General features: G+C 61.5%; 15 protein-coding genes. 9 read left to right on the forward strand and 6 right to left on the reverse strand.

The annotated features are described in order from the left end of the window. Positions 1-519: 519 nt before the first annotated feature. The 4 genes from K408_RS0127270 to K408_RS0127285 form a co-directional block, all read right to left on the reverse strand. Positions 520-1,731: an ABC transporter substrate-binding protein gene (locus tag K408_RS0127270; protein ID WP_024342116.1), complete on the reverse strand. Its 1,212-nt coding sequence runs from the start codon at positions 1,729-1,731 to the stop codon at positions 520-522. Between the two features lie 74 nt (positions 1,732-1,805). Further along, positions 1,806-2,978 (reverse strand): NADH:flavin oxidoreductase/NADH oxidase, encoded by a 1,173-nt coding sequence (locus K408_RS0127275; protein WP_028146008.1) that lies wholly within the window; start codon positions 2,976-2,978, stop codon positions 1,806-1,808. 51 nt (positions 2,979-3,029) lie between these two features. After that, the gene (locus K408_RS0127280) at positions 3,030-4,241 is read right to left on the reverse strand and encodes a CaiB/BaiF CoA transferase family protein (protein ID WP_024342114.1); all 1,212 of its coding nucleotides are present in this window, start codon (positions 4,239-4,241) and stop codon (positions 3,030-3,032) included. A gap of 16 nt (positions 4,242-4,257) precedes the next feature. Next, positions 4,258-5,103 carry an amidohydrolase family protein gene (locus tag K408_RS0127285; protein ID WP_024342113.1) on the reverse strand — a complete coding sequence of 282 codons (846 nt, stop codon included), beginning with the start codon at positions 5,101-5,103 and terminating at the stop codon, positions 4,258-4,260. A gap of 83 nt (positions 5,104-5,186) precedes the next feature. Here K408_RS0127285 and K408_RS42315 point away from each other — a divergent pair, with 83 nt between their 5' ends. Then, positions 5,187-5,381, forward strand: coding sequence for a hypothetical protein (locus tag K408_RS42315; RefSeq protein ID WP_155248698.1), 195 nt, complete (start codon positions 5,187-5,189; stop codon positions 5,379-5,381). A 190-nt stretch (positions 5,382-5,571) separates the two neighbouring features. Next, positions 5,572-6,309: an IclR family transcriptional regulator gene (locus tag K408_RS0127290; protein WP_283805289.1), complete on the forward strand. Its 738-nt coding sequence runs from the start codon at positions 5,572-5,574 to the stop codon at positions 6,307-6,309. A 392-nt stretch (positions 6,310-6,701) separates the two neighbouring features. Here K408_RS0127290 and K408_RS0127295 read toward each other — a convergent pair whose 3' ends face one another. Together K408_RS0127295 and K408_RS0127300 are read right to left on the reverse strand one after the other, a co-directional pair. Then, positions 6,702-7,289, reverse strand: coding sequence for an ANTAR domain-containing response regulator (locus K408_RS0127295; RefSeq protein ID WP_024342111.1), 588 nt, complete (start codon positions 7,287-7,289; stop codon positions 6,702-6,704). Then, positions 7,286-8,458 carry a transporter substrate-binding domain-containing protein gene (locus K408_RS0127300; protein WP_024342110.1) on the reverse strand — a complete coding sequence of 391 codons (1,173 nt, stop codon included), beginning with the start codon at positions 8,456-8,458 and terminating at the stop codon, positions 7,286-7,288. The genes K408_RS0127295 and K408_RS0127300 overlap by 4 nt, the downstream gene beginning before the upstream one ends. A gap of 411 nt (positions 8,459-8,869) precedes the next feature. Here K408_RS0127300 and K408_RS0127305 point away from each other — a divergent pair, with 411 nt between their 5' ends. The 7 genes from K408_RS0127305 (at position 8,870) to K408_RS0127340 (ending at position 16,041) form a co-directional block, all read left to right on the forward strand. Further along, positions 8,870-10,270, forward strand: coding sequence for an amidase (locus K408_RS0127305; protein ID WP_024342109.1), 1,401 nt, complete (start codon positions 8,870-8,872; stop codon positions 10,268-10,270). Between the two features lie 17 nt (positions 10,271-10,287). Further along, the gene (locus K408_RS0127310) at positions 10,288-11,283 is read left to right on the forward strand and encodes an acetamidase/formamidase family protein (RefSeq protein WP_024342108.1); all 996 of its coding nucleotides are present in this window, start codon (positions 10,288-10,290) and stop codon (positions 11,281-11,283) included. 58 nt (positions 11,284-11,341) lie between these two features. Next, positions 11,342-12,559 carry an urea ABC transporter substrate-binding protein gene (locus tag K408_RS0127315; protein ID WP_028146009.1) on the forward strand — a complete coding sequence of 406 codons (1,218 nt, stop codon included), beginning with the start codon at positions 11,342-11,344 and terminating at the stop codon, positions 12,557-12,559. A gap of 95 nt (positions 12,560-12,654) precedes the next feature. Further along, entirely contained in the window at positions 12,655-13,521 is an 867-nt protein-coding gene (locus tag K408_RS0127325) for an ABC transporter permease subunit (RefSeq protein ID WP_029674455.1), read from the forward strand. 12 nt (positions 13,522-13,533) lie between these two features. After that, positions 13,534-14,604, forward strand: a complete 1,071-nt coding sequence (locus K408_RS0127330) for a branched-chain amino acid ABC transporter permease (protein ID WP_024342105.1) — start codon at positions 13,534-13,536, stop codon at positions 14,602-14,604. 2 nt (positions 14,605-14,606) lie between these two features. Further along, on the forward strand, positions 14,607-15,326 hold the full coding sequence (locus K408_RS0127335; RefSeq protein ID WP_024342104.1) for an ABC transporter ATP-binding protein: 720 nt from the start codon (positions 14,607-14,609) through the stop codon (positions 15,324-15,326). Continuing rightward, positions 15,316-16,041, forward strand: coding sequence for an ABC transporter ATP-binding protein (locus K408_RS0127340; protein ID WP_029674454.1), 726 nt, complete (start codon positions 15,316-15,318; stop codon positions 16,039-16,041). Before K408_RS0127335 ends, K408_RS0127340 begins: the two co-directional genes overlap by 11 nt. Positions 16,042-16,062 lie beyond the last annotated feature (21 nt).

Consider the following 16,062-nt stretch of genomic DNA (forward strand, 5'->3'; position numbering starts at 1 on the left):
TATGGCACTGCGCGGCGGCCGCTGCGTCAGTTCGGCGACAAGCCATCAGCGCTCAGTCCTGACCTAAGTTCCATCTTACTGTCCGCAGGCAGCTGTTGCATAATCTTCCCGGTTTCGGCTTGCCGTTCGCTACGGATGCAGATTCTTGAATGTGGGGTTGTGTCATGTCGAGTGCGATCGAGTTGATTGTAGATAGCTTCACTAGACTGAGGGACCGCCAGTCACTGGAGGACATGAGAATGCATCGCCGGCGCTTGGTCGGCGACCTGAAGGCAAGACCAGGCTTTGACTGCCGGTCATCGATCGCTCAGGTCGAACAGGACATCGCGACCATAGAGGCGGGGCTGGAGAGGATTTCGGGGTCGAGCGACGCGTAAGCTCCCGGACATCTCGGGCCGGAGCATCGCTGCCAACCTCGCCAGCGATCGAGAGAAGAGCAGGCCGGCGGGGTTGAACGTCCTGAGCGGCAGCGAAGGCGGCGGCCGCTCAGGCGTTGGCTTGTCGATCACGCCTTGAAGATCAGGACTTCTTCATCAGCGAGCACTTGCTCTGTTCACGAGGAATGTTGGCGTCTTCGGCTGGGGTGGTTGCGACAACGTCGTAGAAGTCCCACGGACCCTTGGACTGCTCCACCGTTTTTGCGCGCAGCAGATAGTAATCGTGGATGTGCATGCCGTCCTCGCGCACATAGCCCTTCTCCGAGAAGAAGTCGTTCACGGGCATCGAACGGAATTTTGCCAGCACGGCGGCAGTATCGAGCGTGCCGGCCGCTTCGACGGCCTTCAGATAGTGCATGGTCGCCGAGTACATCCCGGCCTGAACCATGGTCGGCATGCGGCCGACCTTGTCGAAGAACCGCTTCCCGAACGCGCGCGATGCATCGTTGCGATCCCAGTAGAAGGCTTCCGACGTGTACAGACCCTGCATGTTCTTCAGGCCGACCGATTTGGCATCCGTGATCTGAAACAGCAGCGCCGCGACCTTCATCTTGCTCTTGAGGCCGAGCAAGCCGAATTCGTGAGCCTGCATCAGCGAGTTGGAGGTATCACCGCTGGCATTGGCGAGCGCCAGCACATTGGCACCGGAGCTCTGGGCTTGCAGCAGAAACGATGAGAAGTCGCTTGTGTTGAAGGGATGGCGCACCGATCCGACGACCCGGCCGCCGTTCGCTTTGACCACGGCCGAAGCATCCGCTTCGAACGCGTGACCGAAGGCGTAATCGGCCGTCAGGAAGAACCATTCGTTACCGCCCTGGCCCATCAATGCCTTGGCTGTGCTGCGCGCGAGCGTGTTGGTGTTGTATGTCCACTGAAAAGTGTTCGGAGAGCACTTTTCGTTGGTGATCGTCGAAGCGCCCGCCGACGACACGATCATCATCTTGTTCTTGTCGCGGACGAGGTCCGCCAGGGCCAGCGCGACCGCGGAGTTGCCGATGTCGAGAATGACGTCGACGTTTTCGGTGTCGATCCAGCGCCGCGCGATGCCCGAAGCGATATCGGTCTTGTTCTGGTGATCGGCGAAAGTGAGCTCGATCGGCTGTCCCAGCAGCTTGCCGCCGAAATCGGCGATCGCCATCTTGGCGACTTCGACCGCCGCAGGCCCGGCGGCGTCCGCATATTGCCCCGACTGATCGTTGAGCACGCCGAGCTTGACCGGCTTCGATGCAGGCGCCTGCGCATGAGCCGAAGCAAGGCCCAGGAGAACCATCGACGCTGCCAGCATACTTCTCATTTTTTCACTCCCTTTGGAAATTTTGATGCTTGAAGTCAGAATTGATCATGCGGAGTTACCCGCGCCGTGAGGCTCTATTCGGCCGCCTCGCGGTATCGCTCCAGCCCGTCCAGGCTTTCGCCATTGGCACGAAGGGCACCGCCCCATTTGGCAAGCCACCAGCCATACTGCTCGGGCCATTTCTCAAAGTTGCCGGTCAGCCCGAAATGTTCTGCGGCGTGGAGCGCCCAGAATGGATTGAACAGCATCTGGCGGGCCATGAAGATGAGGTCGGCACGGTCGTCCTGCAGGATCTTCTCCGCGAAATCCGGAGTCCTGATCATGCCGACCGCGCCCGTCGCAATGTCGGCCTCACGGCGAATGCGTTCGGCAAACGGGACCTGGTAGCCTGGACCGCGACCAAGATTGGCATTGGTCGATCCGGCGCGAAGATTGCCGCCCGTCGAACAGTCGACCAGATCGACGCCGAGTTCCTTCAGCTTACGGGAGAAGACGATGCTGTCCTCGATCTCCCAGCCTCCATCAATCCAGTCCGTCGCCGAGATGCGTACGAAGAGCGGCGTCGAGGAGGGCAGCGCAGCCCTCACCGCGCGCGTCACTTCGAGCGGAAACCGCATCCGGTTCTCGAGGCTGCCGCCATATTCATCGGCCCGGAAATTGGCGAGTGGTGATAGAAACGATTGCAGGAGATAGCCGTGAGCCATGTGGAGCTCGATCACGTCGAAGCCCGCAAGCATGGCCCGGCGCGCCGCCGCCACGAATGCATCCCGCACGCCAACAAGGCCTTCCTTGCTGAGGGGAATGGGAGTCTGGAAGCCTTCGGAGAACGGGACATCCGATGGGCCCGTAGGCACCCAGGTTTCCTCTCCCATCTCGATATCGCGATCGGTCAGATGGCTATTGCCCCGGAATGCGCGCTGCTGGCTGGATTTGCGTCCGCCGTGATTGATCTGGATCGCCGCTTTGGCTCCATGCGACTTGATGACTTGAACAATCTGACGCATGCCGTCGATCTGGCCGTCTTCCCACAATCCGGGATCGCCGTTGGTGATGCGCCCTTTCCGGGTGACCGAGGTCTGCTCGACGAAGACGAGGCCGGCCCCGCCCATGGCGAACTTGCCGTAGTGAACCAGATGGAACGGCGTGACGTAGCCGTTCTCGGCCGAATACATTCCCATCGGCGAGACGACGATGCGGTTGCTCAGCTCGACGCCACGGAATGCAATGCTTTCAAACAGCTTGACCATTGTGATCTCCCCATGAATTCGCGGACCAGGGCATTCGCCCCGTGACGTTCGTCATGCTTGTGCGATGGCGCCAGCGCGGCGCAACGCATCGATCTCGCCGTCGGACAGGCCGAGATATTGCGACAGCACCTCGCCATTGTGCTGACCGAGACGCGCGGACGGGACGTAGTCCGGCGCCGCGGTATCGTGCAGCACCAGCGGACTGCGATGAACGAGGATGTCGCCGTATTCGGGATGCGCGATCTCGCGCAGCATGCCGCGGACGTGGAGATGCTTGTCTTCGATCACCTCGCGCAGGTCGCGAACCGCGGCGCAAGGCACCCGGTTGACGCGGCAGAGCTCGGTGATCTCGTCGCGCGTGAGCTGCGAAGACCAGTCGGACACGATCTGGTCGGTCAGGTCGATGTGCTTCAAACGGTCAAGCACCGTCTTGAAGCGCGCGTCGTCGGCCAGTTCCGGCTGCCCCATCGCGCGCGTCAGTCCGGTCCAGTGGGACTCGTTGACGCTGATGATGGCGACATAGCCGTCGGATGCGGGATAGACGTTATAGGGTGCCTCCGCGAGCCCGCCGTGACGGTTGCCGGTACGCGGGGCGGCGGCCTTGCGGTTGAAGACATCAGCGAGGTTCGAAGCCATTGCCGGATAGACGGCCTCGACCATCGCGATCTCGACCAGGCGGCCGCGGCCGCTCTTCTCCCGGTCGTAGAGCGCGGTGAGGATGCCAGCGTAAAGATGCACGCCGCTGATGAAGTCGGTGATGGCTGGCCCCGCCTTGACCGGGGGACCATCGGCAAAGCCTGTCACGCTCATGATGCCGGACACGGCCTGGATGGTCAGGTCCATCGCCAGATTGTCCCGGCTGGGACCCGACAGGCCGTAGCCAGAGGCCGAGCCGTAGATCAGCCGCGGATTGACGGCGCTGAGCGCGGCATAGCCGACGCCCAGCCGATCCAGCACCCCCGGGGCATAATTCTCGATCAGCACGTCAGCCTTGGAGGCGAGCTCCTTCAGGACTCTGGCTCCGTCCGGCGACTTCAGGTTCAGGCTGATGTTGCGCTTGTTGGCGTTGAGCATAGCGAACGGTACGGCGTTGCCCTTGCTGATGCGGGCGCGATGACGCACCGGCTCACCTTTTGGCGGCTCCACCTTGATGACGGTCGCGCCGGCCTGCGCCATCAGGAAGCCAGCGTACGGACCCTGATAAACCTGGCCGAGATCGATGACGATCACGCCTTCGAGCGGCAGCTTCTTGCTGTTGTCCAAGGTACCCTCGGTTCTGTCAGAAATTGTAGAGACGCGCAGGATTGGCGATCAGGATCTTTCGGCGAGTGGCTTCGTCGGGAACGCATTCGTGCAGCAGACGAAGCAGATCCTGAAGATCGGGCATCGTCTCGGCGCTGTGGCCGACATGTGGCCAATCGCTGCCCCACACGACCTGATCGGGCGCAGCCTGAACGATGGCGCGCATGAAAGGTGCCGTGTCCGCATAGGGACGGCCGATACGCGTGTTGCGGTCCGCGCCCGAGATCTTGGTCCAGTAACGGCCGGTCTTCAGCCGATCGGTGAAGGCACGGAAATCCGGATGATCGTGCCCCTTGTCGGCCATGGTCCGCGACATGTGATCGATCACGTAGTTCAGCGGCAGCTTCTCGAGCTCGGTTGCGGCGGCCGCCAGATCCGAACTCTCGATCCAGAGCTGAGCATGCCAGCCTCGCTCCGCGATGCGAGGGGCGAGCTTGACCAGATCGTCGTAGCTGGTGCCGAGTGTCGAGACCGGTTTGCCGTCCTGCCGGATCATGGTGACGCGCACCGCCCTGAAACCGGCGTCGGTGAGTTCATCGAGCCGGTGATCCGAAACGTCGGGCCGCAGGATTGCGACGGCACGAAGCCTGTCGGGATAGCGACGCAGCGCGTCGTAGGTGACGGCGTTGTCTTCGCCCGATCCCACGGCGTGAACGATGACCCCACGCGTGATACCGAGCTCATCCCAGATGGCGAAGGCGTCTTCGATCGTGAATGGTTTTGCAGCGGTAAAGCGACCTTCGTTTCCGGGCGGAAACCGATCGAAGGGGCCGTAGATGTGAAAATGACAATCGCAGCTGCCTTCAGGCAATCGATAATCCATGCCGCAAATCCCTGTTCAGTTTTGAGAAGGTGTTACCGCCGCTGCGCACAGTGGCCTGGCCAGTGTCGCCGTCGTGAAACGAGATGAGTGATCTCAAGGAGAATGGTCGCGGGGAGCTTCGACGTGGCGACGAGGAGCTGGTGCACGACCTGTCGAGATCAGTTGATCGCAGCAGAAAAATTCATTCCCGGCTCCATGACGTCTCCCTGCAGCGCGCCCACCTGTGGTGGGACGTCTTGTTTTTTGAGCGGCCACGACGCCGCGGCCTATCGGCCTGAAAGAACACTAGGAGCGGCGCGGCCTGGAGTCCATCTATTACAGATATGTAGTTCTATTTACATATATATGGAAAACAGGTTTGCGAATGAAGCCGAATGGCTCTAGTTTGCGGCTTGGCGCAGGCGGCCCTTTGAGTATATCGAGGTATTGGTCCGCGCCCCGGAATTTACTTCCACCTACGTGTAAATGATGGATTCCAGCATCAAGTCGGCCAAGCGGATCTTCGAAGTTCTCGAATACTTTGAGGATGTGAAGCGTCCGATTTCCCTGAAGGAAGTCGCGACGAAGTGCGGCTATCCGACGTCAAGTGCCGCGGCCTTGCTGAAGAGCATGGCGATGCTGGGATATCTGTTCTACGACAGCTACAATCGCACCTACATGCCGACGATGCGCATCGCGCAGATGGGCCGATGGTTGGACACCGGGCTCTTCGGCGACAGCGCCATCCTTGCGCTCGTCGATTTCGTCCATGGGAAACTTGACGAGCTCGTCAGCATCAGCACACAGTCCGATCTGCATGCACAATACATTCACGCCCTGCAAACCAGCAAGCGCCTGCGCTTCGAAGTGAAGCCAGGGGATGTCAGGCCGCTTGCGATCAGCGGAATCGGACGCACGCTGCTCAGTGGTCATACTGACGTCGAGATTGAAAGGCTCCTGCGTCGCATCAACGCCGTTTGCCCGCGGGAGGAGCACTTCGAACTGAACGCGTTGATGAAGATCGTTAACGGCATCCGGCGCGACGGCTACATGTTCTCAAAACACATCATCGTTCAGGATGCCGGCGTGATCGCAGTCCTGTTGCCAAAGCGTGACTTCGGACGCAACCTCGTCCTCGGCGTCGGCGGGCCGGTGTCCCGTCTTGAGGAGCGGCAGGACGAAATCCTCGCTTGTATCCGCGAAGGCATCGGCCGGTTCCTGCCGTGACCTGACCGGTTTGGCAGATCAAAGGCTTGCTCCATACCCACAGATGAAAGGTCTGTCGGCCTTCACGGCCGATTGCGCTGAGAGGGCATCAAGGAGAGTCTCGCCGTCATTTGCACAGCGAGTCAGCTTTGGAAAGCCGGCTGACGACTGCAGCAAGGGCAGAACGACCCGTTCTCGGCTTGGAGGCGGACCCTTGCTCCGCGCTTGGCCGGAGCAGCGTCGAGCCAGAAGCTTAGGCCAAGGCTTGGCCGAGGGGTAGCAATCAGACGAGGCGTCAGCCGCGCTACGCGATGCGCGTGCTGCGGCTTATTTCCTGTCTGACAATCCAAAGGCAAGGATGGCAGCACAGCATAGACGATTGCTGCTTGCCCCCCGCCCCGACAGAAGGCGCTCTAGCCTGCTGCACGCGGGAGCATGCCTTTTGCCGTAATCTCCGCCGAAAGCTCTTCGATGGTCTTGCGTTGCTCCATCGCGGCCTTGCGGATCAGCGCAAAGGCCGCCGGCTCGGCGAGTGCGTGCAAATGCATGACCTGAAGGACGGCGGCAAGCACGACGCGACGAGATTTCAAACGGTGCTCCAGCTTGAGAATCTGTTGCTTCAGTTCGCTTGTGCGTTCGCTTCGCTCGAATGCCATGACAAGCGCTGCATAGATGCCTGCTGATCGCAACGGCTTGATCAGGAATGAAGCGGGGTCGAGTTCGAACACCAGTTTCAGACGGCTCGGGGTCTCTGTGCCGAGCAGCGCGATGACAGGTGATCGCGCCAGGGACGCGCGTTGCGCCGGTTGCAGCAAAGGCAGGAACTCGTCGTCGATCAGCGACAGATCCGGTGTGAAGCCGACGGGCTCGGCCGGCGTCCACGCAACACCCTCGATCCCGAGACGCTCGAACTGGCGCCGCACGATGGTCGCGTCGCGCTCGTCCTTGATTGCAACGAGTGCCTTGCGTCCGCGCAGCGAAAACGAAGACGGTCTGCTCATTTCACAACCCGCAAATGCGGCGCATTCGGCAATACGCCCGCCGAGGCGTCCCTCAAGGGGCTGACGGCCACGTCGAGCTGCGTCAGGTAAGGATCAGGCTTAACAGGCGCGTCGGCTTCCCAGAAGATATCAAACTGCCCTTGCGGATTGGATACGGCAAGCCGCGGTGTAAGGACGCAATGATTGTTGCCGCCGTCGATCCACACCGGTCCTTGCGGCGAATTGTAGCGATACCCGGCCGCTGCGCGCCGCACCTCCGCTATGTCGGACGTGGCCGCGCGCTGCAGCGCGCGCGCCAGCAGATAGACTGCGACATAGGCGGATTGCCCGTCGACGGAGGGACTGCTCTCCTCGCCATAGCGCGCCTTCCAGCGCGCGACGAAGGCACGATTCTCGGGCAGGCGGATGCTCTCGAAATATGCCGACGACGTGATGCAGCCGGCCGACGCCGGCCCGACGATCGCCAGTTCCGGCTCGCAGAGGCTACAGCTCAGCATGGGAATCTGCAGCCCTGCAGCCTTGGTACCTGCGTGAAATGCCCGGATGAAATCGTAGCTCGAGCTTCCGACGAGCGTATTGAACACGATCGGCGGCTTGCGGCGGACGATCTCCTCGACGATGTGACCGACGGCGCTTTCCCCGAGCTCAAGCAGACGTTCGGCGAGAATATGGCCATCTGCCGCGCTGACCAATTCACGGGTAACGCGATTGGTCTCCCACGTCCACACGTAGTTGGAGCCGACGCAGAAGATCTCCCGCGACAGATTGTCGAGCACGTAGCGGACGAGCGGCAGCACATTGTGATTAGGCGACGCGCCGACATACATCACGTTGTCAGAGCACTCGAAGCCTTCGTAGCGGGCGGGATACCAGAGCAGTCGATCGGTGCGCTCGACGATCGGAAGCACCTGTTTGCGGGAGGCGGAGGTGTAGCAGCCGATGATGTGCTTGACGCCGACATTGCGGATGAGGTCGTCGCACACCGTATGGTATTCGGAAACAATGCCGCGAGGATCGCGAATATGGGGTGCGATCGCGAACTCGAACTCCGCATGGTTGTTGATCTCGTCGACTGCCATCATCGCGCTCTTGAGGATCTCGCGGCCCATTGCCTGATAAGGCCCGGACTGTGAGCAGATGATGCCAACGGGAACAGACGGCTTGGTCATTGACGGCTTTCGATCGCGGAAACGCGGAGATGAAATCATCATCGCCGACGAAAGGGCAAGTGGCTTGCCGCTTTGCTGCGCAGCACTCTCTAAATTTAGGCAGACAGCATCGTTGACAATGCGATGGGCAGTTACTTAGACTTTTCTCATACAGGGCTACCTGTCGAACCTCGCGTGCGCCGAACTGGCCGATGACGTCCAGCTCCTTGCACTAAGTGCTTCGTTCGATCACGGACCCTGAAGCGACAGATCATAGCCGCGGCATTTGAGCCATTCGTCACCTCATTCGGGAGGGACGGGTGGCTTTTTTCGTTTGCCGCCGGGGAAAGCTGGCGATGCGTCCGCATCGCCAGAACGGTGACGCGTGCTCGGGGGAGATCGTGCGTCATGTCGAGCAGAGGATGAAGAGCGATGACGGCAACAGACCTCCACTATCTCGGGCTCGTCGAAGTCGGGCAGAAGATCCAGGCGAAGGCGTTGTCACCGGTCGAAGCCACCAAGGCGATGCTGCAGCGGATCGAGAAGCTCGACGGCCAGCTGAAGAGTTTCGCGTATGTGATGGCTGACTCGGCGCTCGCTGATGCCGCTACGGCCGAACAGGAGATCGCTTCCGGAAAAATCAAGGGCGTGCTTCATGGCGTGCCGGTTGCGGTCAAGGATCTCTGCTGGGCCAAGGGTGCACCTGCGGCCCATGGCATGACGATCCACCGCGACTTCCGTCCCACCGAGGACGCAACGGTGGTCGCACGATTGAAGGACGCCGGCGCGATCATCCTCGGCAAGCTGCAGCAGACCGAGGGCGCTTACGCCGATCATCACCCGAAGATCGACCCGCCGAAAAATCCGTGGAACGCGGATCTGTGGCCCGGCGCATCTTCCAGTGGCTCCGGCGTCGCCACCGCCGCGGGCCTCTGCTTCGGTTCGCTCGGCACCGATACTGGCGGGTCGATCCGTTTCCCGTCCGCGGCCAATGGTGTCACCGGGCTCAAGCCGACCTGGGGACGAGTCAGCCGCTACGGCGCATTCGAGCTCGCGGCGACGCTGGACCACATCGGTCCGATGGCGCGATGCGCGGTCGATTGCGGTGCCATCCTTGGCGTGATCGCGGGGCAGGATTCCAAGGATACGACGTCGGTGCCGCTGACGGTGCCGGATTATCTTGCTGGTCTGACCGGAGATCTGCGTGGCGTGACGATCGGCATCGATCGGCGATGGACCAGCGAGGGCACCGACGCCGATGCCGCCAAAGTGCTGGCCGAAGCTTTGCGTGTGGCGGCTGATCTCGGTGCGAAGATCAAGGAAATCACGTTCCCCGATCCGACGGCGGCTATCGATGACTGGTTCCCGCTCTGTGGCATCGAAGTCGCGGTGGCGCACGAGGAGACCTATCCAGCGCGCAAGGACGAGTATGGTCCGGCCCTTGCGGGCCTGCTCGAACTCGGCCGGCAGCAATCCGGCATGGACTATCAGAAGATCGTGCTTCGGCGTGAAGCGTTTCGCGGCGCGGTGCGTCTGCTGTTCGAGACGGTCGATCTCATCGCGGTCCCGGCCCAGGCGTTCGCGGCGCCCACGCTTTCAAAGATGGCGGCGCTCGGCGAGGACGCCTCGCTGATCGGCGGCCTGCTTCGCTTCACGTGCCCTTTCGATATGACGGGAAGTCCGACCGTGACATTGCCCGGCGGCTTCGCGGCGAATGGTGGTCCGGTCGGCTTCCAGTTCGTCGGCCGCCATTTCGACGAGGCTGGCCTCGTTCGTGCAGGTGATGCGTTCCAGCGCGTCACCGACTGGCACAAGCGTCATCCCGCGATTTGAGCCGAGGAGCCGATTACATGTCCGAAGACTGGTTGAAGACGTCCATCATGGCCAAGCGCGCTGTCGCCAAAGGCGCGGCGGGCGCAACGCATAGTCTGACGATCGAGCAGCAGGGTGGTTTCCACTACGTCTACGGCCCTTATGCCAAGCCGACGCTGTCGATCGACCCCGGCGAGGTGGTCGTCGTCGAGACCGAAGATGCTTTTGGCGGCGTGCTGACCAAAGAGACTGATAGTCCCACCGCCAAGCTCAACTTCCCTTATCTCAATCCACAATGTGGGCCGATCGCGGTGAAGGGGGCCAAGAAGGGCGATTGCCTTGCGATCTACATCCGCGACGTCGAGACCCGGGGCGAACAACCCGCTGGCACGACCTGCATTATTCCGGAATTCGGCGGACTGGTCGGGACGGGTTCGACCGCGCTGCTCAATCCGCCGCTCCCGGAACGCGTGAAGAGGCTGCATGTCGACAGGAACGGCATTCGCTGGAACGACAAGCTCACGCTGCCCTACGAGCCGTTCATCGGGACCATCGGCGTCTCGCCTGAGATCGAGGCGATCTCCTCGCTGCAGCCGGACTATCACGGCGGCAACATGGATCTGCCTGACGTCGCTCCGGGTGCAATCATCTATTTCCCGGTCCATACCGACGGCGGAATGCTCTACGTCGGTGATTGCCACGCAACGCAAGGCGACGGCGAGCTTTCCGGAGTGGCGCTGGAGCAGCGCGCGACCGTCACGCTGCAGGTGGACCTGATCAAGAACTGGAGCTTTGCCTGGCCCCGGCTTGAGACCGAGGATTTCATCATGACGATCGGAAGCGCGCGTCCTCTCGAGGACGCAGCGCGCATCGCATATCGCGAACTCGTGCGGTGGATGGCGGCCGATTACGGGTTCGACGAGATCGACGCCTACATGCTGCTCAGCCAGGCCGGCCGCATGCGCCTCGGCAACATGGTCGACCCCAAATACACGATGGGTGCGTCGATCCTCAAGAATTACCTCAAGCCATGACATCCAACCGATTCCAATGAGAGGGGACATCACGATGAGTTCGAGACGCAAGTTAAGGATGGTTTTGCTCGGCGCCATGCTTGGCGCGGCGGCATCGACAAGTCTTGCCCAGGCGGCCGAGCCACCGCTGAAGGTCGGCCTGCTCGAGGACGTGTCGGGCGATCTTGCCTTCATGGGCATGCCGAAACTGCACGGCTCACAGCTCGCCGTTGAGGAGATCAACAAGAGCGGCGGTATCCTGGGTCGGCAGATCGAGCTCATCCACCTTGATCCGCAGGGCGACAATGCGCGCTACCAGGAGTTCGGACGCCGGCTGCTCAATCGCGACAAGGTCGACGTGCTCATCGGTGGTATCACCTCGGCCTCGCGCGAAGCTCTGCGTCCGATCGTCAATCGGACCTCGACACCGTACTTCTACACCAACCAGTACGAAGGCGGCGTCTGCGACGCCAGCATGATCAGCATGGGCGCGGTGCCCGAGCAGCAATTCTCGACGCTGATTCCCTGGATGGTCGAGAAGTTCGGCAAGAAGGTCTATGTTATCGCCGCCGACTACAACTTCGGTCAGATATCGGCAGAGTGGAACCGCAAGATCATCAAGGATCTCGGCGGCCAGGTCGTCGGCGAGGAGTTCATTCCGCTTGGCGTGTCGCAGTTCGCGCAGACCATCCAGAACATCCAGAAAGCGAAGCCGGACTGGCTGCTCACGATCAATGTCGGCGCCGCCCAGGATTCGTTCTTCGAGCAGGCAGCGGCGGCCAATCTCAACCTGCCGATGGGCTCATCGATCAAGGTCATGCTTGGCTTCGAGCACAAGCGGTTCAAGCCGCCGGCGCTGAACAACATGCATGCGACCGCGAACTGGTTCGAGGAGATAGACACGCCCGAGGCGACCGAATTCAAGAAGCGCTGGCGCGCCAAGTTCCCCGACGAGCTCTACATCAACGACATGGGGTACAACGCCTACAACGCGCTCTACATGTACAAGTCGCTGGTCGAGAAGGCGAAGTCGATCAAGCTCGAAGACATGCGGAAGGTGATCGCGACCGGCGACGCCTGCATCGACGCTCCCGAAGGCAAGGTCTGCATCGATCCCAAGAGCCAGCACACCTCGCATCGCATGCGGCTGATCTCGGTCGGGCCCAAGCACGAGGTGAAGGTCGAAAAGGACTATGGAACGATCCAGCCTTACTGGCTTGGCGAGATCGGGTGCGATCTGACCAAGAAGAACGACAAGGATCAGTACACGCCGAGCCATCTGCCGAAGAAATCGTGATGCTCGGGCACAGATCTTGCTCGTGTTGAATGTCACGATCTTGAACAAGGCCGGCGCCGCAACGATGCGGCGCCGGGAGCGGCAAGGGGATCAGGATGTCGGCTGAAGTGTTTTCGGTATTCTATCAATTTGCCGACGTGTTTGCGTTCCTCATTCTCTCGGCCGCAGGTCTCGCCATCGTGTTCGGCATGATGGGCGTGATCAACATGGCGCATGGCGAGTTCATCATGTGCGGCGCCTACGTCACCGTTGGCCTCGTGAACCTCGGCGTGCCGCTTGCGATCGCCCAGATCCTGGCCGCAGTGACCGCGGGCCTTATTGGTGTCCTCGTCGAGTTCCTGGTCGTGCGGCGTTTCTATAAGCGGCCGCTGGATTCGCTGCTCGCAACCTGGGGCTTGAGTCTCATCGTGACGCAATCGATGCTCCTGATCGTCGGCTCCGCCGTGCGAGGTATCGGAACGCCCGAGGGAAGTTTTGCGATCGGCGGCTACACGTTTTCGACCTATCGCCTGGTGCTGTTCGGTTGCGCGGTAGCCGTGCTGGTCGGCCTCTACATCATCTTCATGAGGACGCGGTTCGGCGTGATTGCCCGCGCGACAATGCAGAATGCGGCGATGGCCAAGGCGCTTGGCGCGCGCACCGGCAGGATCTATGCAATCAGCTTCGGGATCGGGACCGGCCTCGCCGGGCTTTGTGGGGCGCTGTACGCGCCGACCATGACGCTGATCCCGACCATGGGTGCGACCTTCGTGGTCGAGAGCTTCGTGACCGTCGTCATCGGTGGAGCCAACGTGCTGCTCGGAACGGCGCCGGCGGCCGTGCTCCTGGCGATGATCCGGATGACGCTGAACGCAAGCTACGGTCAGATCATCGGACAGATCGGCATGCTGGTGGCCGTCATCCTGATCATTCGCGTGTTGCCCGAAGGGCTCTCAAGCGTGCTGGTTCGTCGTGGGCGCTAGGGGGAAACGTTGATGTTCAAGCTGCTGGAAGGTCCACAGACGCTCGGGCGCGGCAGGATGTTCTGGACCTGCTTCCTCGTTGTGTTGGGGGGAGCGCTGGCTTACCCGCTGTTCGCCGACTCCTACGACGTTGGCAATTTCGCCTACTTCCTGATCTGGATCTTCATGGCGCTCGGCCTCTGCCTGATGTGGGGCTATGGCGGCATGCTCTCGTTCGGCCAGACCTTGTTCTTCGGCATCGCCGGCTACGGATACGGCGTGCTCGCGATCAACATGGGCGGCGGCACCGCGACGATCGCCGCGCTCGTGCTCTCGGTCGCCCTCGCGATGATTGCGGCAGGCATCCTCGGCTACTTCATGATCTGGGGCGGCATCAACGGGATATTCTTCGGCATCGTGACGCTGTCCGCAACGCTGGTGCTGGCCTTCTTCCTCGGCCAGACGGCCGGGCCCGAATGGCATATCGGTCCGGCGCGGCTGAACGGCTTCAATGGCATGAAGGGCATGGACCCGCTGACCGTGGGTGACTTCTACATCGAGGGATCGGCGCTTTACTACGTCCTGGTCGCGCTGATCGTCATTGTATATCTGGCGCTGCGGATGCTGTTGAATTCGGGCGTCGGCAACGTCATCGTGGCGACGCGCGAGAATCCGCAACGCGCGGAGATGCTGGGCTATGATGTCCGTAAATATCAGCTTCTGACCTTCGTGATCGGCAGCGGCCTCGCGGGGTTGAGCGGTGCGCTCTACACGTCGTGGGGGCAGTTCATCACCCCCTCCAGCATCGGCCTCCCTGCGGCTGCGATGCCGATCGTATGGGTGGCGTTCTCCGGACGGAGCGACCTGACGGCGACGCTGGTCGGATCGTTCCTGCTGCTGTTCGGCTTTCAGACCATCACCGTCTACAGCCAGCAGGCCGCGCTCGTGCTGATGGGGGCGCTGCTGCTCGCAACGGTGATGCTGGCGCCGCAGGGCTTTGTTCTCGGCATCGGTAAACTCGTTGCGGACTGGTGGCGCGACCGACGTCGTGGTGACGATGCCGTCGTCACGGAGGCCGGTCGCTTGCAGTCGGAAGAGGCCTGATCGTGGCGCTGGTCGAAGTCAAGGGCGTATCCAAGAGGTTCGGCGGGCTGACCGCCGTCTCCGGGGTCGATCTCACGGTCAATGCGGGCGAGGTCCACTGTCTGATCGGGCCCAACGGCGCCGGCAAGAGCACGCTGTTCAAGCTGATCGTAGGGCTCTATCCGCCGACCGAGGGCAACATCCTGTTCGATACCGTCGACATCACGACCGAGCGTCCCTATGCGCGCGTGCAGCGGGGCATGAGCATCAAGATGCAAGCTCCGAGCGTGTTCAAGGAATTGCCCGTTCGACAGAACATCCAGACGGCGCTCCAGGAACGATTGTCCGGCGCGGAGCGCATCGCCGAGGAGGATCGCCTGCTGACGCTGCTCAACCTCGCACCGGACAGCGGCAAACTCGCCGGTGCGCTGTCGCATGGTCAGCAGCAATGGCTGGAAATCGGGATGGCGCTGGCGCTGAAGCCGCAGCTCCTGCTGCTGGACGAGCCGACGGCCGGCATGTCGCCGGAAGAAACCTACAAGACAGGCGAGCTGATCAAATCGTTCAATGCCGAGGGAATGACGGTGCTCGTCGTCGAGCATGACATGGCCTTCGTACGGCAGGTCGCGCAGCGCGTCACGGTGCTGCATCTCGGCAAGATCTTTGCGCGGGGCAATCTCGAGAGCATCTTGCAGGACGAGAAGGTCGCTGAAATCTATCTCGGTAAGACCCATGCTCACTAAGCCCAATCCCACCGACCGGATCCTGGACGTATCGGAGCTGTGGGCCGGATACGGGGCAACGCCGATCCTGCAGGGGGTTACCATGTCGGTCTCGCGCGGCGAGATTGTCGGCGTGATCGGCCGCAACGGCGTCGGCAAATCGACCCTGATGCGCTGTCTCATCGGCCTGCTACAAACTTGGCGCGGTACGATCAGCTTCATGGAGGAGGACGTCACAGCGCTGGAGGCCGACGCACGGGCGAGGGCGGGTTTCGGCTACATCCCGCAAGGGCGTGACGTATTTCCACAGATGACGGTCGACGAGAATCTTCTGGTCGGCGAACTGATCGGTGGCCCGCGCAGCAAGAAGCTGCCGGAGCTCGTATATGAATACTTTCCACGGCTGAAAGAACGTCGGCGGCAGGCCGCGGGCACCATGTCGGGCGGCGAGCAGCAGCAACTGGCCATAGGCCGCGCGCTGATCGGCAATCCGTCCCTCATGATTCTGGACGAGCCGTCCGAAGGCATCCAGCCGTCGATCGTCCAGCACATCTGCGAGGCGCTGAGGTCGTTCCGGAACGAGCTCGGAACGACCATCATCTTCGTCGAGCAGAACCTGGACACGATCCTCGCGATCGCGGAGCGCTGCTACATCATGGAGAAGGGCAGGATCACGAAGTCGCTGGCCGGCGGCGAGGTCAACGAGGACAACGTCCGCGAACAGCTGCTGCTCTGAAAGGCCGTTTCGGCGTATTCA

Origin of the sequence: Bradyrhizobium sp. in8p8, from assembly GCF_000426845.1 — a bacterium.
In the GTDB taxonomy this organism is placed as follows: domain Bacteria; phylum Pseudomonadota; class Alphaproteobacteria; order Rhizobiales; family Xanthobacteraceae; genus Bradyrhizobium; species Bradyrhizobium japonicum_C.

Bases quoted from the DNA above. Each gene is read 5' to 3' on its own strand.
- K408_RS0127285 (WP_024342113.1), bottom strand. From the start codon at position 5,103: ATGGATTATCGATTGCCTGAAGGCAGCTGCGATTGTCATTTTCACATC.
- K408_RS0127315 (WP_028146009.1), top strand. From the start codon at position 11,342: ATGGTTTTGCTCGGCGCCATGCTTGGCGCGGCGGCATCGACAAGTCTT.
- K408_RS0127300 (WP_024342110.1), bottom strand. From the start codon at position 8,458: ATGACCAAGCCGTCTGTTCCCGTTGGCATCATCTGCTCACAGTCCGGG.
- K408_RS0127295 (WP_024342111.1), bottom strand. From the start codon at position 7,289: ATGAGCAGACCGTCTTCGTTTTCGCTGCGCGGACGCAAGGCACTCGTT.
- K408_RS0127340 (WP_029674454.1), top strand. From the start codon at position 15,316: ATGCTCACTAAGCCCAATCCCACCGACCGGATCCTGGACGTATCGGAG.
- K408_RS0127275 (WP_028146008.1), bottom strand. From the start codon at position 2,978: ATGGTCAAGCTGTTTGAAAGCATTGCATTCCGTGGCGTCGAGCTGAGC.
- K408_RS42315 (WP_155248698.1), top strand. From the start codon at position 5,187: ATGAGTGATCTCAAGGAGAATGGTCGCGGGGAGCTTCGACGTGGCGAC.
- K408_RS0127270 (WP_024342116.1), bottom strand. From the start codon at position 1,731: ATGAGAAGTATGCTGGCAGCGTCGATGGTTCTCCTGGGCCTTGCTTCG.
- K408_RS0127330 (WP_024342105.1), top strand. From the start codon at position 13,534: ATGTTCAAGCTGCTGGAAGGTCCACAGACGCTCGGGCGCGGCAGGATG.
- K408_RS0127305 (WP_024342109.1), top strand. From the start codon at position 8,870: ATGACGGCAACAGACCTCCACTATCTCGGGCTCGTCGAAGTCGGGCAG.
- K408_RS0127325 (WP_029674455.1), top strand. From the start codon at position 12,655: ATGTCGGCTGAAGTGTTTTCGGTATTCTATCAATTTGCCGACGTGTTT.
- K408_RS0127310 (WP_024342108.1), top strand. From the start codon at position 10,288: ATGTCCGAAGACTGGTTGAAGACGTCCATCATGGCCAAGCGCGCTGTC.
- K408_RS0127290 (WP_283805289.1), top strand. From the start codon at position 5,572: ATGGATTCCAGCATCAAGTCGGCCAAGCGGATCTTCGAAGTTCTCGAA.